The organism is Albidovulum sp. (genome assembly GCF_041919395.1).
Lineage (GTDB): Bacteria > Pseudomonadota > Alphaproteobacteria > Rhodobacterales > Rhodobacteraceae > Albidovulum.
The window spans coordinates 1-22478 of the sequence record NZ_JAYRTX010000051.1 but is presented as its reverse complement, the minus strand read 5'-3'; the positions used below and the strand labels follow the sequence as shown (position 1 = coordinate 22478).

The window sequence follows — 22478 nt, the reverse complement described above, 5'->3', positions numbered from 1 at the left end:
GGGTGGGGCGCTGCTCTTCCACCTGCTGAGCAAGCTTTACGAGCGCACAAGCGTCGTCATCACAACCAACCTCAGCTTCAGCGAATGGGCCACGGTCTTCGGCGATGCCAAGATGACCACCGCCTTGCTCGACCGCCTCACCCACCGCTGCCACATCCTGGAGACCGGAAACGACAGCTTCCACTTCAAGGCCAGCTCAGCCGCAGCCGCCCGGAAGAAGAAGGTGACAAACCATGCCTTGACCCCAGCATGAACCGATATCCATAGTCAGAGGTGGCTCACTTCTCGATGGAAAACCCGGCTCAGTTCTGAGTGGAAATCAACAAACCTGCCCGACGGGACGCGCAAGCGGGCCACGCTCTTCAGCGGGTTGCTCTCCCATTATCTCTACCGGGACAGATATGGACGCCCAGGCAAGGGGAAAGACAAGGAGGCGGTCGAAGGCCTGGTCGGTTACTATCGGCGCAACTTCATGGTGCCGAGACGTCGTGCTTCCGCGAGCGACACTGCCGGCAAGGGGCCGAGACCCATTTCACGCCGTCTTCCGTGGATGGTGACACGCAGGGTCCACTTGCCGCGGGTCGGATGATCCTTGACCAGCCACAGCCCGCCGCCATCGGCATGTTTGCCGGGCTCCAGCGTGCCTGCTCCTCTTGCGCTGAGTCGATTCAGGGCCCGCATCGCCATGGCTCCTTAACTCAATCCTCAGTCACCCTTGGGGATAGTGTCCCGGGGGCCGTCTCCATAGATGCTCCACAAGCAACAATCCCCAGTGAAATATCCGTGTCGTTGCCAAATCCGATCGAGGGACTTGCCGAAAAAGACAAGTTCCAGAATCGCCGCGCGTTGTGGTTTTATACACGTGTAAGTGGTAGTGATTGTTAAGAATTCTACGTGAAGTATTTCGAACGGACGGCATTTGTTTCCGGACTGACCCCCAATCGTCTCGGGTGGGCGATTGGGGGCAAGTCTGTGGAAGTCCCACGGGCTGGGGGGCCCCGGGGCCGGAATGTTGAATGAGAGCGTGGTGGCAAGGTGCCGACGGCCGTCCGGTGACTCGGGCGGCCGTTGCGCCTTTGCGCCGCCAATCGCCAAGGTTCCGGCGGCACCATTGAGCGCGGCCGGCAATTGGCCTAACTAGCAGGAGACCCGGGCGAGCATTTGCCCGCCCGCCCCGCCGAGGCCCCCCATGACGATACATCTTCACCAGCACGACCTTCCCGACGGGATCGATCTTGGCCCGGTGGTCGCCATTGACACCGAGACGATGGGTCTCGATCCGCGACGCGACCGGCTCTGCGTCGTGCAGCTTTCCGCGGGCGACGGGGATGCCCATCTGGTGCGGATCGCCAAGGGCCAGGTGACGGCACCCAACCTGACGCGGATGCTCGCAGACCCGCAGGTCGTGAAGCTCTTCCACTTCGGCCGGTTCGACATCGCCGCACTGAAGTCCGCGTTCGGCGTGACCACGACCCCGGTCTATTGCACCAAGATCGCCTCGAAGATGGTGCGCACCTTCACCGACCGGCACGGGCTCAAGTATCTCCTGCAGGAACTCCTGGGCGTCGATGTCTCCAAGCAGCAACAGACATCAGACTGGGGGTCCGAGGCGCTGACCGAGGCGCAGCTCGACTACGCCGCGTCGGACGTCCTCTATCTCCACCGGCTGAAGACCGAACTGGACGCCCGGCTGGCGCGCGAGGGGCGCACGGCCCTCGCCCAGGCCTGCTTCGATTTCCTGCCGGTCCGGGCCGAGCTCGACCTCATGGGCTGGGGCGACACGGCCGACATCTTCACCCACTGACCATGCCGGATCGCGCAACCCTCATCGACACCGCCCGCCGCGTCATCGCCATCGAGGCGCGGGGCCTCGCGGCACTTTCCGAAACGCTCGGCCCGAGCTTCGCCGAGGCAGTGGAGGTGATCCTGAAGGCCAAGGGCCGCGTCATCGTGTCGGGCATGGGCAAGTCGGGGCATGTCGGCCGGAAGATCGCGGCGACCCTCGCCTCCACCGGCACGCCGGCGCAGTTCGTACATCCGGCCGAGGCGAGCCACGGCGACCTCGGCATGGTGACCGAGGCGGACGTGGCCCTGGTGCTCTCCAACTCGGGCGAGACGCCCGAGCTTTCCGACATCGTCGCCCATACCCGCCGCTTCGCCATCCCGCTGATCGGCGTGGCGAGCCAGGCGGAGTCGACCCTTCTCCGGCAGTCGGACGTGGCGATTCTGCTGCCGCAGGCCGAGGAGGCGTGCGGGACCGGCATTGTTCCGACAACCTCCACCACGATGACGCTCGCGCTCGGCGATGCGCTCGCGGTCGCATTGATGGAGCACAGGCACTTCACGCCGGACCATTTCCGAACCTTCCATCCGGGCGGCAAGCTCGGGGCGAAACTCCTCAAGGTCGCCGACCTCATGCATGGGGGGGAGGCGCTGCCGCTCGTGGTCGAGGGCACGCCGATGGGAGAGGCGCTGGTCGAGATGAGCCGCAAGGGCTTCGGCGTGGTGGGCGTAACCGATCCGGCGGGCCGGCTGGTCGGCATCGTCACCGACGGCGACCTGCGCCGCCATCTGGCGGGGCTTCTCGACCGGACGGCGGGCGAGGTGATGACGAAGGGCCCGCGCACCATCGCGCCCGACCAGGTGGCCGAAAGCGCCGTCGCGATCATGCGGGATCGCAAGATCACCTGTCTCTTCGTCGTCGATCCCGCCGGAGACGGCCGGGCGGCCGGCATCCTCAACATCCACGACTGCCTGCGCGCAGGCGTCGTCTGAGGGCGCGGCAGTGCGCGACAACATCCATTCGCGGGTGGTCTTCTGGCTGAAGATCATCCTGCCGCTGGTCGCGCTGGCGCTCCTGTCCACGCTCTTTCTGCTTTCGCGCCGGATCGATACCGATGCCGCGCTTCCCTACGCCGAAGTCGATGTGGAGGATCTCGCCCGGAACCAGCGTCTGACGGCGCCGGAGTATGCCGGCGTGACGGAGGATGGCGCCGCGGTGACTGTCCAGGCCGCCGTGGCCCGACCGGGAACGGAGGGGGGCGCCGCGGCCGCCGACACGATTGCCGCCCGCTACGAAGCGCCGGACGGAATGGTGATCACGCTCGCCGCCGACGAAGGGTCGCTCAACGATGCCGCCGGGCGACTGGTCCTTGCCGGCGCCGTGGAGATCGCGACCTCGACCGGGTATCACGTGACCGCGACGCGGCTTGACAGCGCGCTGGACCGGACAGAGCTTCATTCGGAAGGGGCGGTGCGCGTCGTGGCGCCTTACGGCACGATCGACGCCGGACAGATGGATATCCGCCATCAGGATGCCGAAGTCCCCGGCTACGTGATGGTTTTCACCGGCGGCGTGAAGCTGGTATATCAGCCTGCGAAGAAGGACCCGTGATGACGCTTTCCCCCCGTGCCCTCGGTGTCGCGCTGGTGCTGGCCATGGCCGCGCCCGGGATTGCGCGCGCGCAGGGGGCCGAGGTGGCCTTCGGCGGTCTTCGGGCCGATACGTCGCTGCCTGTCGAGGTGACCGCCGATGTGCTCAGCGTCAACCAGACCGATGGCGCCGCAACCTTCAGCGGCAACGTGCTGGTGGTCCAGGGCGAGATGCGGCTATCGGCCGACCGCGTCGAGGTCATCTACGGCAATGCCGAGCGGAGCCGCATCGAGCGGCTTCATGCCAGTGGCCGGGTGACGCTCGTGAGCGGCAAGGACGCCGCCGAGGCGGCTGATGCCGTCTACACCATCGAGTCGGGTGCCGTGGAGATGACGGGCGACGTGCTTCTGACGCAGGGCGCCAGCACCATCGCCGGCGAAAGACTCGTAGTCGATCTGACCAGCGGTACCGGAAAGATGGAGGGCCGGGTGAAGACCATCCTCCAGCCCGGGGGCAACTGATGGCACGTGCCCATGGACTGACCGTGGCCGAGGGCGGGGCGGGGCTGAAGGTCCTGCACCTGCGCAAGAGCTATCGGCGCCGGCCGGTGATCCGCGACGTTTCTCTGGAACTCGCGCGGGGCGAAGTCGTGGCGCTGCTCGGGCCCAACGGGTCGGGCAAGACGACGTGCTTCTACAATATCGCCGGCCTGATCGCGCCCGACGCGGGCCAGGTCCTGATCGACGGGCGCGACGTGACGGGCCTGCCGATGTATCGCCGTGCGCGTCTTGGCATCGGATACCTGCCGCAGGAGGTGTCGATCTTCCGTGGACTTTCGGCCGAGGACAATATCCTCGCCGTGCTGGAGATCACCGAGCCCGATGTCCACAAGCGGCGCGAGCGGCTTGAGGAACTGCTGTCCGACTTCTCGATCACCCACCTGCGCCGCGCGCCCGCGCTGGCGCTTTCCGGCGGCGAGCGGAGGCGCGTTGAGATCGCGCGCTGTCTGGCGGCGAACCCCAAGTACCTCCTGCTCGACGAGCCCTTCGCGGGGGTTGACCCGATATCGGTCGGCGACATCCGCACCCTCGTCCATGACCTCAAGACCCGCGGCATCGGCGTTCTCATCACCGACCACAATGTGCGGGAGACGCTGGAGATCGTGGACCGCGCCTACATCCTGCACGACGGCGTCGTCCTGATGAGCGGGACGGCCGAGGAGGTCGTTCGGGACGAGAACGTGCGGCGGGTCTATCTGGGCCAGAACTTCCGCATCCTCTGAGGGGACGGCAGGTGCCGCCGAAATCAGGTCTCGGACTCGTCCAGCGCCAGGGGATTTCCCTGACCGAGGGGATGCGGCAATCGCTCGCGCTCCTCCGGATGCCGACGCAGGCCGCGGCCGAGGCGATCGCGCGAGAGGCCGAGGAAAACCCCTTCCTGGTGATCGAGGCCGGAACCGGCGGCAGCGGCAGCGCCTATGACTACGCACTGAGCGTCACCGCCGCGCAGGAAAGCCTTGGCGAGAGCCTTAGCCGGCAGATCGCGCTGCAGCGGCTCGATCCGGCCACGGTGGCTGCCGCCAACTACCTGGTCACGGAACTCCGAGAGGACGGCTATCTCGACGTGACGCTCGCGGAAGTCGCCGCTGATACCGGCGCGCCGCTCGCGGTGCTGGAGGCCGGGCTGCGGGCGCTGCAGGCCTGCGAGCCGCCGGGTGTCGGAGCGCGCGACCTTGCGGAATGCCTGGAACTGAAGCTCGCCGATGCCGGCATCGAACCTGCACTCGCACATGCGGCCACGCAGAGGCTCAATGACTTCGCCGAAGGGCGATGGGCCCGGCTCCGGCGGGACCTCGGCCAGCCGCAGCCGGTGCTGGAACGGATCGCTTTGCTGCTGCGTGGCTTCGGGTCCGCGCCCCTGGGCGAGGAGAGCGCCCGGGTCGACGTCGTGATCCCGGAGCTTGCCGTGGAGGTTGGACCGCAGGGCGGTGTCATGGTGTCGCTGCTTCCCGGTGCGCTCCCCTCGGTTTCGGTGATGCCGGTGCAGCGCGGGTCGCTCGACGGCGAGAAACTCCGGGCGCTTCATGACCGCGCCCGCCGGATGGCCGCTGCGGTGAGCGCCCGGCGCGAGACGCTGCTGATGATCGGGCGGCACATTGCCGAAGTGCAGTCGGCTTTCTTCGTCGGTCGGCAGGAAAACATCCATCCCATCACGCGCGCCGAGGCGGCCGCGTCGCTGGCCATGCACCCCTCGACGCTCGGCAGGACCATCGCCGCCAAGGCGCTTCTTGCCGGCAGCAAGGTCTACCCGCTCTCCATGTTCTTTTCTCGGGCCCTCAATGGCCCGGCAGGTGCAATGTCGCCGTTCGACGTGCAGCGCCGCATCCGCGAGATGATTGACCAGGAATCGGCGGACGCACCCCTTGCCGACGAAGGTCTTAGCGCCCAGTTGAACAAGGAGGGCGTTGACATCGCGCGCCGAACTGTCGCCAAATACCGCAAATGCATGCGCATACCGTCATCGTTCGGGCGAAAGCGCCGGAAGGCCAAGTGAGGGCCCATTCCGTGTCACGATTTCGGAACCGAGAGCAATCCCCACTGCCGGACCCGAGGATCCCGCGCCGCCTGCGGCGCAAGGGCTGAATCCGGCTTTCAACCCATGGAGGTGTCATGCGTTACAAGATCAGTGGCCGGCAGATCGATGTGGGCGACGCCTTGCAGACTCATGTCAAAAGCGAGCTCGGGCAGACCGTCGAGAAGTATTCGCAGCGTCCCACCGACGCCACCGTCGTCTTTTCCCGTAACGCCTACGAGTTTCTCTGCGAGGCGACGGTGCATCTATCTACCGGCCTGACGGCGTCTGCCAAGGGCGGGGCGACGGAGATTTATGCCGCCTTCGAAGCCTGCCGGGAAAAGATGGACAAGCAGTTGCGCCGCTACAAGCGCAGGCTGAAGGACCACCACCGCGAACGCAGCGAACCGGTTGAATTCGCGGGGGCGCCCATGTATGTGCTCGCCTCGAACGAAGGACCTGAGGAATCGGAGCCCGAAAGCCTGCAACCGATCATCATCGCCGAGATGGAGACGAAGATTCCCTCGCTGTCGGTCGGTGAGGCGGTGATGCAGATGGAGCTTGCAGGTGCGCCTCTCCTGGTTTTTCGCAACGAGAAGAATGGTGGCGTGAATGTGGTTCACCGCCGTGACGATGGGAACGTGGGCTGGATCGATCCGTCGGCCAGCAGCTAGGACGCCGGGACGACCGGCGCGGGAAAAAGTAGGGATATGGACCTCACAACTCTGCTCAAGCCGGCGGCTGTCCGGGTGCTCGGACATGCCACCAGCAAGAAGCGTCTTTTCCAGGACCTCGCGGAGATCGCGCATGCCGTCTACGGGCTGAATGCGACCGAGACGATCGACGCTGTGCAGGAACGCGAAAGCCTCGGGCCGACCGGCGTCGGTCACGGGGTCGCCCTGCCGCATGCACGGCTTCACGGCCTTGATCATGTGGTCGGCGTATTCCTGCGGCTGGAAAAGCCGCTCGACTTCGACGCAGTGGACCGGCAGCCGGTGGACCTGATCTTCGCGCTGTTCGCGCCGAAGGATTCCGGTGTCGACCATCTCAAGGCGCTCGCGCTGGCCTCGCGTACGCTGCGCGATCCGGGGACCTGCGCGAAGCTCCGGGCGAACAGCGACCCGGCGGCGCTGCATGCCGTGCTTACCGAGGCGCGGTCGAGCCAGGCCGCCTGACCCGTTTCGGCGCCTTCCAGGCGCCGAAGCCGAAACTCATGTAATCCCGCCGGTAGATGTCCCGCGCGAGCGTTTCGAGTTCGCGGTCGTGGATGTCGGCAAGGGTCACCGGCGCGGGATCCGTTGGCAGGGGCGGCGGCGGAATGGCTGAAACGCCGACGGTTTCGGCGAGATAGCCGAGATCCTCCGCCAGGCGATCCTCGCGCACGAGAAGGTCGGGCGCGGCGAACCCCGCGAGCCCGACCACGAGCGACCACTGGGTTGCCCAGACCGCCTCCTGCCGGAGCCCGGTCTGGCCGGCGAGGTTGGCCTTCACGAAGCCGAGAAAGCCCGCGAAGGCGGTGCGCCAGTCCCCGGCCGTGATGCCGGCGATCTCGCCCTCCGCGGGGATCGGCACGGCGTAGTGCGCCCTCAGTCGCCGGCGCAGGTCGGCGTGGCCGTCCGTCGTCATCACCGCCACGAAGGCATCGTGCGCACGCACAAGCGGGTGGTGCAGGACGGTGAAGCTGCGGTGGCCGGTCGCGCCTCGCTTCCACTGGCGCAGCGTCTTTTGGGTGAAACCCTCCTCCAGTCCGCCGGAGCCGAGCGCCGCAAGCCAGGCGCGCACATGCGCGTCTCGGAAGGGGGGCAGCGGCAGGTAGAGCAGGGGCGCGCCTTTCGCGGCAACCGCGCGCGGGATGCCGGGCGCGCGACGCGGCTCGAAATTCGGGGTGCGGGCGAGGCTCGCCCAGTCGATCCGCGCCAGCGCCTCCTCCATCTCGGGGAAGTTGCGCACCTTGTCGGCCATCTCCTCGGGGTTCTGCCGGACAAGTTCGGCCGAGATTGCCTCCAGCCGATCGTCGAGTCCGAGGAAGCAAAGCAGGCCGTTCACGACGTCGACCCGCAGGGAATCCTCGTAGTCGAGGTAGAAGGCCGTCTGGCCGGTAACCTGCAGTGCGTTGAGGAGGCGAAGCTGGAACGCCTGCCGTTCGGCGAGGAAGGCCTCGAACTCCGCCGGCTTGAACGGCGGCTTCCAGACGATCCTGTCCATCACGTCGGTCAGCCGCCAGCGCTTTGTGTTGTAGGCGATCTTGAGGCTGATGTAGCAATCCACCGGATTGCGGGTGAGCACGATCTTGGCGCAACGCGGATCGGTCAGGATCGCGTCGAGAACCCGCGGTTCGTGGTCGAAGAAGAACCGGAAGCCGTTCAGCCCCGGCGCGGCGCGCACCCGGTCCAGAAGCGCGGACGGATCGGCGATGCGGTCGGCCATCGTAACCCCCAGCACCTCGGTCACGGCCGGGCCGCCCAAGTGGTCGGGATTGAATATCTCACCATGGCAGACGATGCCCGGCACCTGCGCCAGCGTCGCCTCCAGGAGGTTGGAGCCGGTACGCATCTCGGCGAAGATCACGAAGCTGTCGAAGCGCCGTTCCATGCGCGGCCCCTCCTAGCGCACGAGATACGGCCGCCCACGGTCGCGGGCCGGTGGCTGCGGCTCGTCCGTCACGGCGAAGTCGCCCATGAGGGTCGGCATCATCCCCTGGTTCTTCAGGTTCTGCAGGAACTGGCCGAAGCCCGTGAGGTCCACCAGCTTCGGCGCCTCGGTCAGAGGTCGAGCGGAGCGCGGGCTGATCTCGTCGAGGATTGCCTGGAGGGGTTCCATCGGGTTTTCGATGAACTCCGCCATCGTCCAGATGCGGACGCGGGCCTTCACATACATCGTGCGCAGGATCTTCAGATGCTCGGTCTCGATCCGCTGCAGCCGCGCCGCTTCCCTGCGGATGTCGGAGAAGTTCAGGTTGGCGCGCGACAGCGGGACCGCCCAACTTCCCGAGACTACGGAAATCTGGGCATTGGGGTCGGTGGCCATGAACCAGTTGCAGTCCTGGTTGTCGCGCGGGCTGAACTGGAAGCACTGGCGTTCGCCGCGCGTGTTCCAGATCAGGTTGGTCAGGAAGGCCCTCGGGTTGTAGTCCCTGAGCGCCGCGCAGTCGGAGAGCGCGCCGTTGAAGACCGTCTCGCCGCCGGCGAACTCGGCCCTTCCGGGGGCGAAGAGATGGCCATGGACGCGGCTTCCCACGGATTTCGACAGCCAGATGTCGAAATTCTCAAAGAGGTCGGAAAATCCGTGGAAGACGGAATAGGGCGCGCTGGTCTTGCCGTTCTCGTGGTCCTGCAGGGGAAAGCGGCTTTGCATGTAAAGCCCCGCACGCCCGCGAGTCCGCCGCTCGACCGCCTTGGCGAAGAGCCGGTCGATCTTTCCGGGATTGGGTTCCGCCCGGGTTCCGCCAGGTGTCGGCGGGGCAAGGAAGGTGCGGTAGAGCCTATTGGCCTGCGGCCAGGCCTTGCGGGCGACGAAGCAGTCCGAGCGGCGCAGAAGCTGAAGGTGGTCGTCGTAGAAGGTATGCGGCTTGCCCTGCACGTCGAACTTCGCCAGCGTCAGGGACCGGCTCTCGATCCTGGTGGAGTAAAGCCTTGCGAGGGTCTGGAAATAGCTTTCGTCGGGAATCCAGACGCGGCGGAAATATGCGTCGTGCTCGGCCCTGTCGGGGTCTTCGAGGATCGCGGACAGGGTCCGGCGGGTCAGGCACCACCACTGGCTGCCGAGATGGGGGACAAGACCCTTCGGGATCGTGCGGCGGAGCCCGATGCGGCGCTGGGCGCCGACGTAGAAGTCGAAGAGCCGCCGATGCTTGCGCCAAGAGAAGGGGAAGCTGAGGGTGAAACGTTCCTCGGCCAGGCCGCCGACGGTCCATGTGACATCGGCGGTGGTGACGCTTTCGATGAAGTCGGTCTGGGGTCGCGCATCGAGGTAGTCGATGAGTTCCTCCACCGGGCGGAGCGGCAGGCAGGCGCCCGAGGCGAGATAGACGTGGCGCACATCCGGATGGCGCGCCAGAAGCTGGGTCGCGGCTGCCTGCGTCGCGGCGACGAGCGACCAGGTGCCCCATTCGCAGGCATAGCGGCGCGAAAAGCTCACGATGTCGACGTCGGCCATGTCCTCGACCAGCCTGCGGTACTCCGCAGCCCCGGTCCGCCGGTCCACATGGATCACCACCGGGCAACCGGTCGCCGCCCAGAAGCGCGCCACCTCGGCCGCCCGGTGGAGCGCGGTATGGCAGAGCATGACGAAGCCCAGGGGTGCGGTCATGCCCAGTTCCCCTTTGACATGAGGCCGAGAATCTCCAACTGCCGCCAGTTGATGTATTTCTCGGACCACTTGCACCAGAGATCGCCGCTTTCCCGCAGGGTCTCGGCGTAGGCGATGTATTCCCGGCTCTGGGCAAAATGCTCGCGCCGCTCAAGCTCTTCGGCGACCTTGGCGGTGAAGGGCGACAGGAACTTGGCGTGAAGCAGGCAGCCCGAAGCCCGCTCACCCCCCAATTCGTCGTAGACGAGGTTCAGCCCCCTGGGCAGGAGCATGTGGGTCGAGCTGACGAAGCAGTACGACCAGTTCCATTTCACCAGCGGGATCTTGTTCAAGGACGGCGCTTCGCGCGGGCGGTCGGCGAACATGGTCCGCGCGCGGGGCCCGCCCTGGATCCAGAGGTTTCCGAAGGTCGGGTTGCGCGAGATCATGTAGTTGCCGCTGTCGAACCAATTCGCGATCTCGAACGGGTTCGCGCCTTCGCGATAGGGCTCGGCGTCGATCGGGCCCTTGGGGTACATGTCCACCACCATCGCCGGAAAGCTGCGGCGGGCCGAGGTATCAAGCCAGTCGGTCAGGGCCCGGATCGGTCGGGAGTCGGAGAAGGGGTAGATGAAGAACTCGTCCACGTCGACGGCCAGGATCCAGTGGCCGCGGCCGTGGCGCATCAGGAGCCAGTTCATCCAGTCCGCGCCATAGCGCGAGCCACGGTAGCTGGCCCGCGTGGTCCAGAGCGATACGTCGGCCTGCGCGGCCAGATATTCGCGCGATCCGTCGTCGGATCCGTTGTCCACCACCAGGAAGTGGCTGATCCCGAGATCGCGGTAGTAGCGGAGAAAGAAGGGCAGGCGAATCCGCTCGTTGCGCAGAACGGTCACCAGAAGGATTGCGTCCCGACGAAGTGTGCCGGTGTGGTCGGCGACGGGCGACAGTTCACGCCGCTTGCGGAACGCGCGAAACCGAAGCCGCTTGCGCCGAAGTCTCAGCCGGTAGCGTTCCCAAAGACGCATACGGTCCCTTCACACCGCGTGCCCGGGTCTTCGGGCAGGCTATCACCGCGATCCTAGCACAGCGTAAAGGCATATGAACCGGCTCGCCGTCAAGGTGCTTGACGATACTGCCTTTCCGGCACCCGAAAGCCTCAGGCTCGCGCGCTGGGCTGTCGGTGTCCTTGCCCCGATGCCGCGGGCGTTGGCCCGGCCGTTCAGGTCTCGTAGTGGCCGGTCTGGTGCCAGCGCCAGGCATCGGCGATCATCGTCGCCAGCGTGGAGCGCGCTGGCTTCCAGCCAAGCTCGCGCCGCGCACGTTCGCTGCCGCAGACGAGGGACACGGCGTCGCCCGGGCGACGGTCGCCCCAGACGACCGGCACTTCGCGGTTGGTCACGTTCCGCGATTGCGCGATCACTTCGCGCACGGTGAAGCCGGTGCCGGTGCCAAGGCAGAAGACGCGGTTCCCGCGCCCGGATTCCAGCCAATGCAGGCCCGCGACATGGGCATCGACGAGATCGGTGACATGCACATAGTCGCGCACGCAGGTCCCGTCCCGGGTGGGATAGTCCGTGCCGAAGACCGTCAGCGCCGGCCGCTTGCCGGCGATCGCGTCGAGCATCAGCGGGATCAGGTGCGTTTCCGGGCGGTGGAACTCGCCCACCTCGCCCTCCGCGTCGGCCCCGGCGACGTTGAAGTATCGGAAGATGACGGAGTTGAGCCCGTGGCTAGCGGCGAAGTCGCCGAGCATCTGCTCGATCGCCATCTTCGACTTGCCGTAGGCATTTAGCGGTGTCTGCACGGCATCTTCGTCCAGCACCACGCCGTCCCTGTCGCCGTAGGTCGCGCAGGTGGAGGAGAAGACGAAATCGCGGCAGCCGGAAGCCAGCGCGGCCTCGATCAGGTTCAGCGCGCCCGTCACGTTCACGCGCCAGTAGGTGCCCGGGTCGCGCATGGCCTCGCCGACGAGGCTGATCGCGGCGAAGTGCATCACCGCGGCCGGTTGCCACCGCGCGAAGACCTCGGCGAGCCGGGACGGGTCCGCGAGATCGCCCTGCTCGAACGGCCCGAACCGCACCGCATCGCGCCAGCCGGTGGAGAGGTTATCGAACGTCACGGGAACATAGCCCGCGGCTTTGAGGGCCTTGCATGCATGCGAGCCGATGTAACCGGCCCCCCCGGTGACGAGAACGGTGCGGTCAGCCATCGCGGCTTATTCGGCTGCCTTGCGGACCGAAACCATCTCGTGAAGGAAGGCAGCGAACTCGTCATGAAGATCGTCGCGGGCAAGCCCGAAGGCAACGGTCGCCTGAAGGAAGCCCGCTTTCGACCCGCAGTCGAACCGCTGGCCGCGGAAGCGGAAGCCGTAGACATTGTTGGCTGCGGCGATCTCGGTCGCGATGGCGTCGGTCAACTGGATCTCGCCTGCGGCACCCGACTTCTTCTTGTTGAGGTTGTCCATGATCCTCGGCGTCAGGATGTAGCGCCCGATCACCGCGAGATTCGACGGCGCCTCGTGTGCCTTCGGTTTCTCGACCATCCCGCTGACCGAGACCAGTGCGCCCATGTCTTCGCGGATGTCGAGCACGCCGTAGGACGAGGCCTTGTCGGCCGGCACTTCCATGGCTGCCACCATGTTGCCGCCAGTCTCGGCGTAGGCCTCCATCATCTGCTGAAGGCAGGGCTTTTCGGAGGCGATCACGTCGTCCGGCAGGATCACGGCGAAGGGTTCGTCCGCGATGAGCCGGCGCGCACACCAGACGGCGTGGCCGAGGCCGAGCGCCTTCTGCTGGCGGATATAGGCGATCGCGCCGGACTCCATGTTGGTCATCTTGAGAAGCTCGAGGAGGTCCTTCTTGCCCTTGCGGCGAAGCTCGGCCTCCACCACCGGGGCGGCGTCGAAATAATCCTCGAGCGCCGACTTGCCGCGTGAGGTCACGAAGATGAACTCCTTGATGCCGGCGGCGCGGGCCTCGTCAATTGCGTACTGGATGAGCGGACGGTCGACGAGCGTCATGATCTCTTTCGGGATCGACTTCGTGGCCGGCAGAAAGCGCGTCCCCAGTCCCGCAACCGGGAAAATAGCCTTCGTCACCTTACGCTTCATGATTTCACCATCCGTTTCGGTCGTCGCGCGACCGTATAACCCGACCTGACACCACATCCTAGGTGGCGGCCCCCGCCTAGCACAAACATAAGACGAATTGATGGTGGATCAGGGGGAAAAACGCCTAAATTAGAACCGCTTCGGCAACGGTACGCCGAACTCACACCACATTGTAGTATGGATTACCGGAAAAGAGCGCATTCTTCACGCGAATCTCCCCTCGGCCAGTGCAACGGTGCAAGCGGCGCTGATGGGGCTTACGGGGGGCCGTTCAGGCCATTCCCATTGCGGCGAGCATCGCCTCGATTCGCGGCACGTCCTCCGGGTTGTTCAACTCCCAGAACTGCCGGCCGCGGGCGGCGACCTCGACGCAGAGAACCGGGCGGCCCTGTTCGAGGAACCGGAGCTGTTCGAGCCCCTCGAGCGTCTCGAGCGGCCCAATGTCCCAGCCCGGATAGGCGGCAAGCGCCGCCGGGCGGTAGGCGTAGACTCCGACATGGTGGAAAATCGGTGTCGCCGCGTCCTCGGCATAGGTCGTGCCGGTGTAAGGGATGACTTCCTTCGAGAAGTAGAGCGCGCGCCGGCCGGCGCCGAAGACGGCGGTGGTGCCGCCGACGCGGCCGGCGCGGCGGTCGGCGAGAAGACCCTTCAGCGCATGTCCGTCGCAGCGCAGGACAGGGGTCGCGATCTCGGCCTCCGCGTCGGCGCGAAGGGCGGTGACAAGGTCCTCCACGAACCAGTGCGGGGTCAGCGGTGCGTCGCCCTGCAGGTTCACGACGATGTCGTATCGGTCCCCGAGCGCCGCGTGCGCCTCCGCGCAGCGTTCGGTGCCGTTGCGGCAGGCCGTCGAGGTCATCACGACCTCCGCCCCGAAACCCTCCGCCTCGATGCGGATGCGGTCGTCGTCGGTTGCGACGACAACGCGGTCCGCACCCGTCACGGCCATTGCGGCCTCCCAGCTTCGCCGGATCAGGGTGCGCGCCTGTCCGTCCGCGCCGCGCAGTGCGACGAGCGGCTTGCCCGGGTAGCGGGTGGATGCGTGACGGGCGGGGATGACCACGAGAACAGACACTATTTCACCAGAAGGACGCCCGGCGCGTAGGCGATGAAGAAGGGATTTTCGAACCCCGGCTTGCCGTAGGAGAGGGGTGTGTGGTCGTCGAATCGCACGACTTCGCCACCGGCACCGCGCAAGACAGCGTCACCTGCGGCCGTGTCCCACTCCATCGTCCGGCCGAGACGCGGGTAGAGGTCGGCCTCGCCCGTGGCAACGAGACAGAACTTGAGGCTCGAGCCCGCGCTCGTCATGTCGCGTACGGCATATTGTGCGATGTAGTCGTCCGTAGCCTGGTCGCGGTGCGATTTCGACGCGACGACCATCAGCGCCCGGTTGTCCGGGACGGCGACGCCGATCGGGCGCTGCAGGCCGGCCATGTCCTTCTCGAAAGGTGCGTCCTCCTCGACAGCGCGGCCGTCGGGGAGTGTGTAGAAAAGCCGCCCCTTCGCGGGGGCAAACACGACGCCGCGAAGCGGAACGCCGTCTTCCACATACGCGATATTGACCGTGAAATCCCCACGCCGCTGGACGAATTCCTTGGTACCGTCCAGGGGATCGACGATCAGGAAGGTGGAGACAGCCTGAGCGTGCGTGGCGGCCTGTTCCTCGGTCACGAGCGGGATCTGTGGAAAGGCTTCGGCCAGACCTTCCGAGATCAGCGCATCAGCCGCCTCGTCAGCCTCGGTCACCGGGCTCGCGTCGGACTTTGCGCGGACCTCGAAATCGGGCGCGTTGTAGATCTGCATGATCTTGTCGCCGGCGTCGAGCGCGAGACGGCGCATCACATGGGTCAGGTGGTCGAAGTCCAAGGCAGGCTCCTCCTCGCGCGGGCACCGCAGGCGGCGTTGATCGGCCGAGCGCATCTCCTTATGATCGGGGGGTAAAGGAACGGCAAGGTTTGCCTGCGAGAAATCGGGCGGCGAGAGCGGGATCGGCGGGCGACAAGGGCGATGTTCAGGGTCGAGACACGGAAATCCGGGCTGAACTCGGCTCTCGCGATCCTGGACCTCATCTTCCATTCGACGGTCCGCGCGATCCGCCGGGGGCATCGCCATGCACTTCTCGGGCTCATCAGCAACGTCCTCCAGACGCTGATTTTCATCGGTGTCTTCTACGCGATGATGACGCTCGTCGGGATGCGCGGGGCGGCGATCCGCGGCGACTTCGTGCTCTACCTGATGTCCGGCATCTTCCTCTTCATGACCAACGTGAAGGCGATGGGGGCGGTTGCCGGGTCCGAAGGCCCGACATCCGCCATGATGCTGCACGCACCGATGAATACCGCCATCGCCATGAGTTCGGCCGCACTCGCCGCGCTTTACACGCAGGTATTGTCGATATTCGTGGTGCTCGGCGGCTATCATATCGCGGTCACGCCGGTGCACATCAACGACCCCGTCGGCGCGATGGGGATGATGCTTCTGGCCTGGGCCAACGGATTTGCCACCGGGATGGTCGTACTTGCGTTGAAGCCCTGGTGGCCTGCCGGTGCCGGGATCGCCCAGACCATCTACAGCCGCATGAACATGATTGCCTCGGGCAAGATGTTCGTGGCCAACACGCTAAGCTACACGGTTCTGAAGATCTTCGACTGGAACCCCTTGTTCCACATCATCGACCAGGCGCGCGGCTTCACGTTCATCAACTACAACCCGCACAATTCATCGCTGACCTATCCAGTCTATGTGACCGTCGTTCTTTTCGCGATCGGACTCATCGGCGAATACCACACCCGCCGGCATGCCTCGCTGAGCTGGGGGGCGGGACGCTAGTCGACCACGCGCAACGTGAGGTTGATCCGTCCGCCTTTCGGCAGGAGGGTCGAGGTGCCGGGGGCGACGCGGTCGATGCCGTGGTAGGCGAGGCGCGCGGCACCACCGAGAACCAGCACGTCGCCCGACCGCAGCCAGACGCTTTCGGTCGGCCCGCTGCGATCGGTCCCGCCGATGCGGAAGCGGGCGTCGTCGCCGAGGCTGACCGACAGGACGGGCCAGCGGAAGTCGGCCTCGTCCCGATCCTGGTGCAGGCCCATCCTAGAACCAGGGCCGTAGAAGTTCACCAGGCAGCAGTCCGGCATCCTTTCGGCGCTTACGAACGCACGCCAGATCGCCAGAACCCGGTCCGGGATTGGTGGCCACGGTGTGCCGCAGGGGTGATGGCCCTCGTAGCGGTAGCCCTTCCGGTCCGAATACCAGCCGTACTTGCCCGCCGAAGTCATTCTGACCGACATGGGTTTCCCCCAGGGCGTGAGCGGCGAGAAGAGCGGGGCGGCCTCCACGACCTTGCGGATGTCGGTGACGATTGCGGCCTGTTCAGCCGGGTCGAGCCAGCCGGCATGGAGCGCGGCCTCCCGGACCTCGGCCGTGGGGGCCGGTCGCGGCGCTGCTGTCCGGGTCGCTTGCGTACAATCCTTCGGGTTTTCCACGGTTTTGCCCTGACTTTTGCCTACCCCCGACGCTTGCAGCGCCCCCGACCCCTCCTTATATACCCGACGAACCGGCCGGACGACCCGGCCAGTGTCAAGGGATCGGGGCCAGGGGCCGCAATCGGATCTGACCCCAGCACATCGCCGAAGGAAAGGTTACACATATGGCCAAAGTCATCGGGATTGACCTCGGGACCACGAACTCCTGCGTCGCCATCATGGATGGGTCGCAACCCAGGGTCATCGAGAACTCGGAAGGCGCGCGCACCACGCCTTCGGTTGTGGGGTTCACGGACAGCGAACGCCTCGTTGGCCAGCCAGCCAAGCGCCAGGCGGTTACCAACCCCACGAATACCGTCTTCGCCGTCAAGCGCCTCATCGGTCGCCGCATGGGGGATGCAGAGGTCGAGAAGGACAAGAAACTCGTCCCCTATTCGATCGTCAACGGCGGCAATGGCGACGCCTGGGTCGAGGTGAAGGGCGAGAAATACTCCCCCGCGCAGATCTCCGCCGTGATCCTTCAGAAGATGAAGGAGACCGCCGAATCCTACCTTGGCGAGAAGGTGACCCAGGCCGTCATCACGGTGCCCGCCTACTTCAACGACGCCCAGCGTCAGGCCACGAAGGACGCCGGCAAGATCGCCGGGCTCGACGTGCTGCGGATCATCAACGAACCGACGGCCGCGGCGCTCGCCTATGGGCTCGACAAGAAGGACTCGAAGACGATCGCGGTCTACGACCTTGGCGGCGGCACCTTCGACATCACGATTCTCGAGATCGACGATGGCCTCTTCGAGGTGAAATCGACGAACGGCGACACCTTCCTCGGCGGCGAAGACTTCGACATGCGGATCGTGAACTACCTCGCCGAGGAGTTCAAAAAGGAGCATGGGGTCGATCTGACCGGCGACAAGATGGCGCTCCAGCGCCTGAAGGAAGCGGCCGAGAAGGCGAAGATCGAGCTTTCGTCCAGCCAGCAGACCGAGATCAACCAGCCGTTCATCTCGATGGACAAGAACACCGGCACGCCGCTGCACCTGGTGATGAAGCTGAGCCGGGCGAAGCTGGAAAGCCTCGTCGCGGATCTCATCAAGAAGTCCATGAAGCCCTGCGCCGACGCGCTGAAGGATGCGGGTCTCTCGAAGGGCGACATCGACGAGGTCGTGCTCGTCGGCGGCATGACGCGGATGCCGAAGGTGATCGAGGAAGTGACGAACTTCTTCGGCAAGGAGCCGCACAAGGGGGTGAACCCCGACGAGGTCGTGGCTCTGGGCGCTGCGATCCAGGCGGGCGTGCTGCAGGGCGACGTGAAGGACGTCGTGCTGCTCGACGTGACGCCGCTGTCCTTGGGCATCGAGACGCTGGGCGGGGTCTTCACCCGCCTCATCGACCGCAACACCACGATCCCGACGAAGAAGAGCCAGATCTTCTCGACCGCCGAGGACAACCAGAACGCGGTGACGATCCGGGTCTTCCAGGGCGAGCGCGAGATGGCGGCGGACAACAAGCTTCTCGGCCAGTTCAATCTGGAAGAGATTCCGCCGGCGCCGCGCGGCATGCCGCAGATCGAGGTGACCTTCGACATCGACGCCAACGGCATCGTCAGCGTGAATGCAAAGGACAAGGGCACCGGCCGGGCGCAGCAGATCACGATCCAGGCGTCGGGCGGTCTGTCCGACGACGACATCGAGAAGATGATCCGCGATGCCGAGGCCAATGCCGAAAGCGACAAGAAGCGCAAGGAACTCGTGGAAGCGCGGAACCAGGCCGAAAGCCTCATCCACTCCACGAGGAAGGCCATCGAGGAGCATGGCGACAAGGTCGACGGATCGACCGTCGAGGCGATCGAGCTGGCCGTCGGTGCGCTGGAAGAGGCTCTGAAATCCGAGGATGCCGGCAAGATCAAGGGCGGCATCCAGAACCTGACGGATGCGTCGATGAAGCTGGGCGAAGCGATCTACAAGGCCGAGCAGGCGAAATCGAGCGCGTCGGACGAGGACGAAGGCCCGCGTGGCGTCGACGACGACATCGTGGATGCAGACTTCGAGGACCTCGGCGAGGACAAGAAGCGCAAATAACGCGACCGGAACCAAGGGGCCGGCCCGACCTGGGGTCGGGCCGGCCCGCGCGTTACCCCCTAGGTGCAGCAGAATGCGAAAAGCGAATACTATTACGTTCTTGGCGGCTCCCGCGGGTCATCCGCCGACGAGATCAAGAAGGCCTACCGCGGCAAGGCCAAGGAGCTTCACCCCGATCGCAACAAGGACAATCCGGAGGCCGAGGCCCAGTTCAAGGAGGTGAACGAGGCCTACGACTGCCTGAAGGACGAACAGAAGAAGGCGGCCTACGACCGCTTCGGCCATGCGGCCTTCGAGGGCGGCATGGGCGGTGGCGGTCCGCGCGGTGGCCCGCGCGGTGGCTATGGCCAGGGCGATTTCGCGAGCGCGTTCTCGGACGTGTTCGAGGACCTCTTCGGCGATTTCATGGGCGGGCGCGCCGGGGGCGGAGGCGGACGGTCCCGCGCGCAGCGCGGATCCGACCTGCGCTATAACCTGCGTGTCACGCTGGAGGAGGCCTACGCGGGTGTCCAGAAATCCATCAGCGTACCGACCTCGATCGCCTGCACGGCCTGCAGCGGCACCGGCGCGGAAGGCGGGGCAGAGCCGCAGACCTGCCCGACCTGTTCTGGCATGGGCAAGGTCAGGGCGAGCCAGGGTTTCTTCACGGTCGAACGCACCTGCCCGACCTGTGGCGGCGCCGGCCAGACGATCAAGAATCCCTGCAAGTCCTGCCACGGCGCCGGCAGGCTGGAGAAAGAGCGCCAGCTTTCGGTGAACATTCCGGCCGGCGTGGAGACGGGTACGCGAATCCGACTTGCCGGCGAGGGCGAAGCGGGGCTGCGCGGTGGGCCGGCGGGCGATCTCTACATCTTCATCGAGGTCCGCGAGCACGCGCTTTTCCAGCGCGACGGGGTGAACCTCTACTGCCGTGTGCCGGTCGCGATGATCGTGGCCGCGCTGGGTGGCGAAGTGGAGGTGCCGACGATCGACGGCGGCCGCAGCCGCGTGAAGGTTCCTGCGGGCACCCAGACGGGCAAGCAGATGCGGCTGAGGGGCAAGGGGATTCCCGCGCTCAGAGGTGGCGGGATCGGCGACATGCTGATCGAGGTCGCGGTGGAGACGCCGGTGAACCTTACGTCGAAGCAGCGCGAGCTTCTGAAGGAGTTCGAGCGGCTGAGCGAGGACAACAACCCGGAAGGTTCGAGCTTCTTCTCCAAGGTCCGCAACTTCTGGGACGGGATGAAGGGGTGAGCGCCGTCTGTATTCGCTCCAGTGGAGCGGTTGCGGGAACGAACGCCCGGAGCGCAAGCGCAGGTCCGGCAGCGGGACCCGCGGCAGCCTGAAGCTCGGCATCGATCGTCGCAAAAGAAAACGCGCCCCAAGGGGGGCGCGTTTCGCATTCCCGGTCAGGGAGCCTGACTCAGACGGTCTTCTTGCCCTTGATGGGCGCCCAGAGCCGCTTGTTGGTGAGGTAGAGAAGCACCGTCAGGAGGCCGAGGAACAGCACCGCGACGAAGCCCGCGCGCTTGCGCTCCATCATCTTCGGCTCAGCGGCCCACATCAGGAAGGCGCTGACATCCTTCGCCATCTGGTCCACCGTGGCGGGCGTGCCGTCTGCATAGGTCACCAGATCGTCCGAGAGCGGCGGTGGCATGGCAATCCAGCCTGTCGAGAAGGCGTGGTTCTCGTAGAAGGTCGAACCGGCCTCGTCCTTGGTTTCCTCGGTGTAGTCCGTCAGGATGGCGTGGATGTATTCCGGCCCGCCGATGCCGCGGAAGAACTGGTTGATGCCGAGCCCGTAGGGCCCGTGGAACCCGGCGCGGGCCTTCGCCATCAGTGAAAGGTCCGGCGCGCCGGCATCGAGGTTGCGCGGGAAGTTGTCGGTTTCCCTGCCCTCGCGGTCTTCGCCCGTCTCCTTGTCGGTGATGGTGAACTGCTTGGCATAGGCCCGCACCTGGTCCTCCGGCAGGTTCGGACCGCCCTCGTCCGCGAGCGTGCGGATCGGGACATAGCGCAGCCCGTGGCAGGCCATGCAGACCTCGGTGTAGACCTGCAGGCCGCGCTGGAGCTGGTGCTCGTCATAGGTGCCGAACGGCCCCTCGAACGAGAAGGCGATGTCCTCGATGTGTTGCTCGCCCGTGCCGGCCGCGAAGGCGCCGGTGGACAGCGCCAGGACGGAAGCGGCCGTGATTGCGATTCTCTTCAGCATCTCGATCGGTCCTTTCCGTTACTCGGCCGGATGGGTCTTGGCGCCGTAGTGCGCGTTGAAGTCGTCCTCGATCGTCGCGGGGGGCGTCGTCGGCTTCTCGATGACGCCGAGGATCGGCAGAATCACCAGGAAGTAGGCGAACCAGTAGGCGGCGCCGATCAGCGAGATGATCGAGTAGGGCGGTTCGGCCGGCTGGGAGCCGCACCACATCAGCACGACGAAGTCGATGACGAGAAGGTAGAACCACCAGCGGAACATCGGCCGGTACTGGCCCGAACGCACGTTCGACGTGTCGAGCCATGGCACCAGTGCCATGACGATGATCGAGCCGAACATCGCGATGACCCCGAAGAACTTGGCGTCGACGATGCCGAAGGTCACCCAGTTCGCCAGCATGACGATCCAGACGTCGGAGGTGAAGGCGCGCAGGATCGCGTAGAAGGGCAGGAAGTACCATTCCGGCACGATATGCGCGGGCGTCACCAGCGGGTTTGCCTCGGTATAGTTGTCGGGGTGGCCGAGGTAGTTGGGCATGAAGCCCACCACCGCGAAGAACACCACGAGGATCAAGGACAGCGCGAAGAGGTCCTTGATCACGAAGTAGGGCCAGAACGGCAGCGTGTCCTTCTCGGCTTCGGACTTGGAGGCGCGCCGCACTTCCACGCCGGTCGGGTTGTTGTTGCCGGTGGTGTGGAAGGCCCAGATGTGGACCGCGACCAGCGCCGCGATCACGAAGGGCAGGAGGTAGTGCAGCGAGAAGAAGCGGTTCAGCGTGGCGTTGTCCACCGCCGGGCCGCCGAGAAGCCAGGTCTGGATCGGCGCGCCGATGCCCGGGATCGCGCCGAAGAGGCCGGTGATCACCGTGGCGCCCCAGAACGACATCTGGCCCCAGGGCAGGACGTAGCCCATGAAGGCGGTGCCCATCATGCAAAGATAGATGATCATGCCGACAAGCCAGGTCACCTCGCGCGGGGCCTTGTAGGAGCCGTAGAAGAGGCCGCGGAACATGTGGATATAGACCGCAAGGAAGAAGAGCGATGCGCCGTTGGCGTGCAGGTAGCGCAGGAGATGGCCGCCGTTCACGTCACGCATGATGTGCTCGACCGATGCGAAGGCCATGTCCACATGCGGCGTATAGTGCATCGCGAGGACGATGCCGGTTGCGATCTGGAGGACGAGGCAGAAGGCAAGGACGATGCCCCAGATCCACCACCAGTTCAGGTTCCTGGGCGTCGGGATCATCAGCGTGTCATAAGAAAGCGCGACGATCGGCAGGCGACGGTGAAGCCACTGCTCGAACCCCGTCTTCGGCTCGTAGTGGTCGTGCGGAATACCGGACATGGATCAGCCCCCTCAGCCGAGTTTGATCGTGGTGTCGTCGGTG

The 22478-nt window shown here is 65.7% G+C and carries 23 protein-coding genes and 1 pseudogene; 13 read left to right on the top strand and 11 right to left on the bottom strand.

The window, feature by feature from the left end:
* A partial coding sequence (locus ACMUOO_RS10165; RefSeq protein ID WP_413855121.1) for an ATP-binding protein occupies nucleotides 1-253 on the top strand: 253 nt, incomplete at its 5' end.
* 75 nt (nucleotides 254-328) lie between these two features.
* A pseudogene (locus ACMUOO_RS10160) lies at nucleotides 329-481 on the top strand (IS21 family transposase); the annotation flags it as partial.
* Here ACMUOO_RS10160 and ACMUOO_RS10155 read toward each other — a convergent pair.
* Nucleotides 457-681, bottom strand: coding sequence for an Arm DNA-binding domain-containing protein (locus tag ACMUOO_RS10155; protein WP_367891229.1), 225 nt, complete (start codon nucleotides 679-681; stop codon nucleotides 457-459). The pseudogene ACMUOO_RS10160 and the gene ACMUOO_RS10155 sit on opposite strands and share 25 nt — an antisense overlap.
* Before the next feature lie 508 nt (nucleotides 682-1189).
* Between ACMUOO_RS10155 and ACMUOO_RS10150 the strand changes: the two genes are divergently transcribed.
* The 8 genes from ACMUOO_RS10150 (at nucleotide 1190) to ACMUOO_RS10115 (ending at nucleotide 7119) form a co-directional block, all read left to right on the top strand.
* The gene (locus tag ACMUOO_RS10150) at nucleotides 1190-1804 is read left to right on the top strand and encodes a ribonuclease D (RefSeq protein ID WP_301920379.1); all 615 of its coding nucleotides are present in this window, start codon (nucleotides 1190-1192) and stop codon (nucleotides 1802-1804) included.
* A 2-nt stretch (nucleotides 1805-1806) separates the two neighbouring features.
* A complete protein-coding gene (locus tag ACMUOO_RS10145) occupies nucleotides 1807-2775 on the top strand; it encodes a KpsF/GutQ family sugar-phosphate isomerase (RefSeq protein WP_301920378.1) in 969 nt (322 codons plus the stop codon).
* A gap of 10 nt (nucleotides 2776-2785) precedes the next feature.
* Nucleotides 2786-3394, top strand: a complete 609-nt coding sequence (locus ACMUOO_RS10140) for a hypothetical protein (protein ID WP_301920377.1) — start codon at nucleotides 2786-2788, stop codon at nucleotides 3392-3394.
* A complete protein-coding gene (gene lptA / locus ACMUOO_RS10135) occupies nucleotides 3394-3894 on the top strand; it encodes a lipopolysaccharide transport periplasmic protein LptA (protein ID WP_413855119.1) in 501 nt (166 codons plus the stop codon). Before ACMUOO_RS10140 ends, lptA begins: the two co-directional genes overlap by 1 nt.
* The gene (lptB, locus tag ACMUOO_RS10130) at nucleotides 3894-4655 is read left to right on the top strand and encodes an LPS export ABC transporter ATP-binding protein (RefSeq protein WP_291334437.1); all 762 of its coding nucleotides are present in this window, start codon (nucleotides 3894-3896) and stop codon (nucleotides 4653-4655) included. The genes lptA and lptB overlap by 1 nt, the downstream gene beginning before the upstream one ends.
* A gap of 11 nt (nucleotides 4656-4666) precedes the next feature.
* Nucleotides 4667-5926: a hypothetical protein gene (locus ACMUOO_RS10125; protein ID WP_301920376.1), complete on the top strand. Its 1260-nt coding sequence runs from the start codon at nucleotides 4667-4669 to the stop codon at nucleotides 5924-5926.
* Nucleotides 5927-6042: 116 nt separating this feature from the next.
* Nucleotides 6043-6618, top strand: a complete 576-nt coding sequence (gene hpf, locus ACMUOO_RS10120; RefSeq protein WP_301920375.1) for a ribosome hibernation-promoting factor, HPF/YfiA family — start codon at nucleotides 6043-6045, stop codon at nucleotides 6616-6618.
* A gap of 36 nt (nucleotides 6619-6654) precedes the next feature.
* The gene (locus tag ACMUOO_RS10115; RefSeq protein WP_301920374.1) at nucleotides 6655-7119 is read left to right on the top strand and encodes a PTS sugar transporter subunit IIA; all 465 of its coding nucleotides are present in this window, start codon (nucleotides 6655-6657) and stop codon (nucleotides 7117-7119) included.
* Here the strand turns inward: ACMUOO_RS10115 and ACMUOO_RS10110 are convergent.
* The 7 genes from ACMUOO_RS10110 to cysQ form a co-directional block, all read right to left on the bottom strand.
* Complete coding sequence (locus tag ACMUOO_RS10110; RefSeq protein WP_413855115.1) at nucleotides 7088-8536, bottom strand: nodulation protein NodH; 1449 nt, start codon at nucleotides 8534-8536, stop codon at nucleotides 7088-7090. The genes ACMUOO_RS10115 and ACMUOO_RS10110 overlap by 32 nt on opposite strands.
* A gap of 12 nt (nucleotides 8537-8548) precedes the next feature.
* Complete coding sequence (locus ACMUOO_RS10105) at nucleotides 8549-10252, bottom strand: beta-1,6-N-acetylglucosaminyltransferase (protein ID WP_301920372.1); 1704 nt, start codon at nucleotides 10250-10252, stop codon at nucleotides 8549-8551.
* The gene (locus tag ACMUOO_RS10100) at nucleotides 10249-11259 is read right to left on the bottom strand and encodes a glycosyltransferase family 2 protein (RefSeq protein ID WP_301920371.1); all 1011 of its coding nucleotides are present in this window, start codon (nucleotides 11257-11259) and stop codon (nucleotides 10249-10251) included. The genes ACMUOO_RS10105 and ACMUOO_RS10100 overlap by 4 nt, the downstream gene beginning before the upstream one ends.
* Before the next feature lie 194 nt (nucleotides 11260-11453).
* Nucleotides 11454-12443, bottom strand: a complete 990-nt coding sequence (galE, locus tag ACMUOO_RS10095) for a UDP-glucose 4-epimerase GalE (protein WP_301920370.1) — start codon at nucleotides 12441-12443, stop codon at nucleotides 11454-11456.
* Nucleotides 12444-12449: 6 nt separating this feature from the next.
* On the bottom strand, nucleotides 12450-13343 hold the full coding sequence (gene galU / locus ACMUOO_RS10090; protein WP_301920369.1) for a UTP--glucose-1-phosphate uridylyltransferase GalU: 894 nt from the start codon (nucleotides 13341-13343) through the stop codon (nucleotides 12450-12452).
* Between the two features lie 271 nt (nucleotides 13344-13614).
* Nucleotides 13615-14415, bottom strand: a complete 801-nt coding sequence (locus tag ACMUOO_RS10085) for a 3-deoxy-manno-octulosonate cytidylyltransferase (protein ID WP_301920368.1) — start codon at nucleotides 14413-14415, stop codon at nucleotides 13615-13617.
* Nucleotides 14415-15209, bottom strand: a complete 795-nt coding sequence (gene cysQ / locus ACMUOO_RS10080; protein ID WP_301920367.1) for a 3'(2'),5'-bisphosphate nucleotidase CysQ — start codon at nucleotides 15207-15209, stop codon at nucleotides 14415-14417. The genes ACMUOO_RS10085 and cysQ overlap by 1 nt, the downstream gene beginning before the upstream one ends.
* A gap of 141 nt (nucleotides 15210-15350) precedes the next feature.
* On the opposite strand from cysQ, the gene ACMUOO_RS10075 reads away from it, so the two are divergent.
* Nucleotides 15351-16172: an ABC transporter permease gene (locus tag ACMUOO_RS10075; RefSeq protein WP_301920366.1), complete on the top strand. Its 822-nt coding sequence runs from the start codon at nucleotides 15351-15353 to the stop codon at nucleotides 16170-16172.
* On the opposite strand, the gene ACMUOO_RS10070 is transcribed toward ACMUOO_RS10075, so the two are convergent.
* Complete coding sequence (locus ACMUOO_RS10070; protein ID WP_301920365.1) at nucleotides 16169-16825, bottom strand: alpha-ketoglutarate-dependent dioxygenase AlkB family protein; 657 nt, start codon at nucleotides 16823-16825, stop codon at nucleotides 16169-16171. The two genes, ACMUOO_RS10075 and ACMUOO_RS10070, sit on opposite strands and share 4 nt — an antisense overlap.
* A gap of 164 nt (nucleotides 16826-16989) precedes the next feature.
* Here ACMUOO_RS10070 and dnaK point away from each other — a divergent pair, with 164 nt between their 5' ends.
* A complete protein-coding gene (gene dnaK, locus ACMUOO_RS10065) occupies nucleotides 16990-18903 on the top strand; it encodes a molecular chaperone DnaK (protein ID WP_301920364.1) in 1914 nt (637 codons plus the stop codon).
* Between the two features lie 63 nt (nucleotides 18904-18966).
* Nucleotides 18967-20136: a molecular chaperone DnaJ gene (gene dnaJ, locus ACMUOO_RS10060; protein WP_413855108.1), complete on the top strand. Its 1170-nt coding sequence runs from the start codon at nucleotides 18967-18969 to the stop codon at nucleotides 20134-20136.
* Between the two features lie 169 nt (nucleotides 20137-20305).
* Here dnaJ and ACMUOO_RS10055 read toward each other — a convergent pair whose 3' ends face one another.
* Both ACMUOO_RS10055 and petB read right to left on the bottom strand, forming a co-directional pair.
* On the bottom strand, nucleotides 20306-21094 hold the full coding sequence (locus ACMUOO_RS10055; RefSeq protein ID WP_301920362.1) for a cytochrome c1: 789 nt from the start codon (nucleotides 21092-21094) through the stop codon (nucleotides 20306-20308).
* An 18-nt stretch (nucleotides 21095-21112) separates the two neighbouring features.
* Entirely contained in the window at nucleotides 21113-22435 is a 1323-nt protein-coding gene (gene petB, locus ACMUOO_RS10050) for a cytochrome b (RefSeq protein WP_413855106.1), read from the bottom strand.
* Nucleotides 22436-22478 lie beyond the last annotated feature (43 nt).

Bases quoted from the DNA above. Each gene is read 5' to 3' on its own strand.
- ACMUOO_RS10115 (WP_301920374.1), top strand. From the start codon at position 6,655: ATGGACCTCACAACTCTGCTCAAGCCGGCGGCTGTCCGGGTGCTCGGA.
- lptA (WP_413855119.1), top strand. From the start codon at position 3,394: ATGACGCTTTCCCCCCGTGCCCTCGGTGTCGCGCTGGTGCTGGCCATG.
- petB (WP_413855106.1), bottom strand. From the start codon at position 22,435: ATGTCCGGTATTCCGCACGACCACTACGAGCCGAAGACGGGGTTCGAG.
- ACMUOO_RS10155 (WP_367891229.1), bottom strand. From the start codon at position 681: ATGCGGGCCCTGAATCGACTCAGCGCAAGAGGAGCAGGCACGCTGGAG.
- lptB (WP_291334437.1), top strand. From the start codon at position 3,894: ATGGCACGTGCCCATGGACTGACCGTGGCCGAGGGCGGGGCGGGGCTG.
- ACMUOO_RS10075 (WP_301920366.1), top strand. From the start codon at position 15,351: ATGTTCAGGGTCGAGACACGGAAATCCGGGCTGAACTCGGCTCTCGCG.
- ACMUOO_RS10055 (WP_301920362.1), bottom strand. From the start codon at position 21,094: ATGCTGAAGAGAATCGCAATCACGGCCGCTTCCGTCCTGGCGCTGTCC.
- dnaK (WP_301920364.1), top strand. From the start codon at position 16,990: ATGGCCAAAGTCATCGGGATTGACCTCGGGACCACGAACTCCTGCGTC.
- ACMUOO_RS10145 (WP_301920378.1), top strand. From the start codon at position 1,807: ATGCCGGATCGCGCAACCCTCATCGACACCGCCCGCCGCGTCATCGCC.
- ACMUOO_RS10105 (WP_301920372.1), bottom strand. From the start codon at position 10,252: ATGACCGCACCCCTGGGCTTCGTCATGCTCTGCCATACCGCGCTCCAC.
- galU (WP_301920369.1), bottom strand. From the start codon at position 13,343: ATGAAGCGTAAGGTGACGAAGGCTATTTTCCCGGTTGCGGGACTGGGG.
- hpf (WP_301920375.1), top strand. From the start codon at position 6,043: ATGCGTTACAAGATCAGTGGCCGGCAGATCGATGTGGGCGACGCCTTG.
- ACMUOO_RS10100 (WP_301920371.1), bottom strand. From the start codon at position 11,259: ATGCGTCTTTGGGAACGCTACCGGCTGAGACTTCGGCGCAAGCGGCTT.
- ACMUOO_RS10110 (WP_413855115.1), bottom strand. From the start codon at position 8,536: ATGGAACGGCGCTTCGACAGCTTCGTGATCTTCGCCGAGATGCGTACC.
- ACMUOO_RS10150 (WP_301920379.1), top strand. From the start codon at position 1,190: ATGACGATACATCTTCACCAGCACGACCTTCCCGACGGGATCGATCTT.
- galE (WP_301920370.1), bottom strand. From the start codon at position 12,443: ATGGCTGACCGCACCGTTCTCGTCACCGGGGGGGCCGGTTACATCGGC.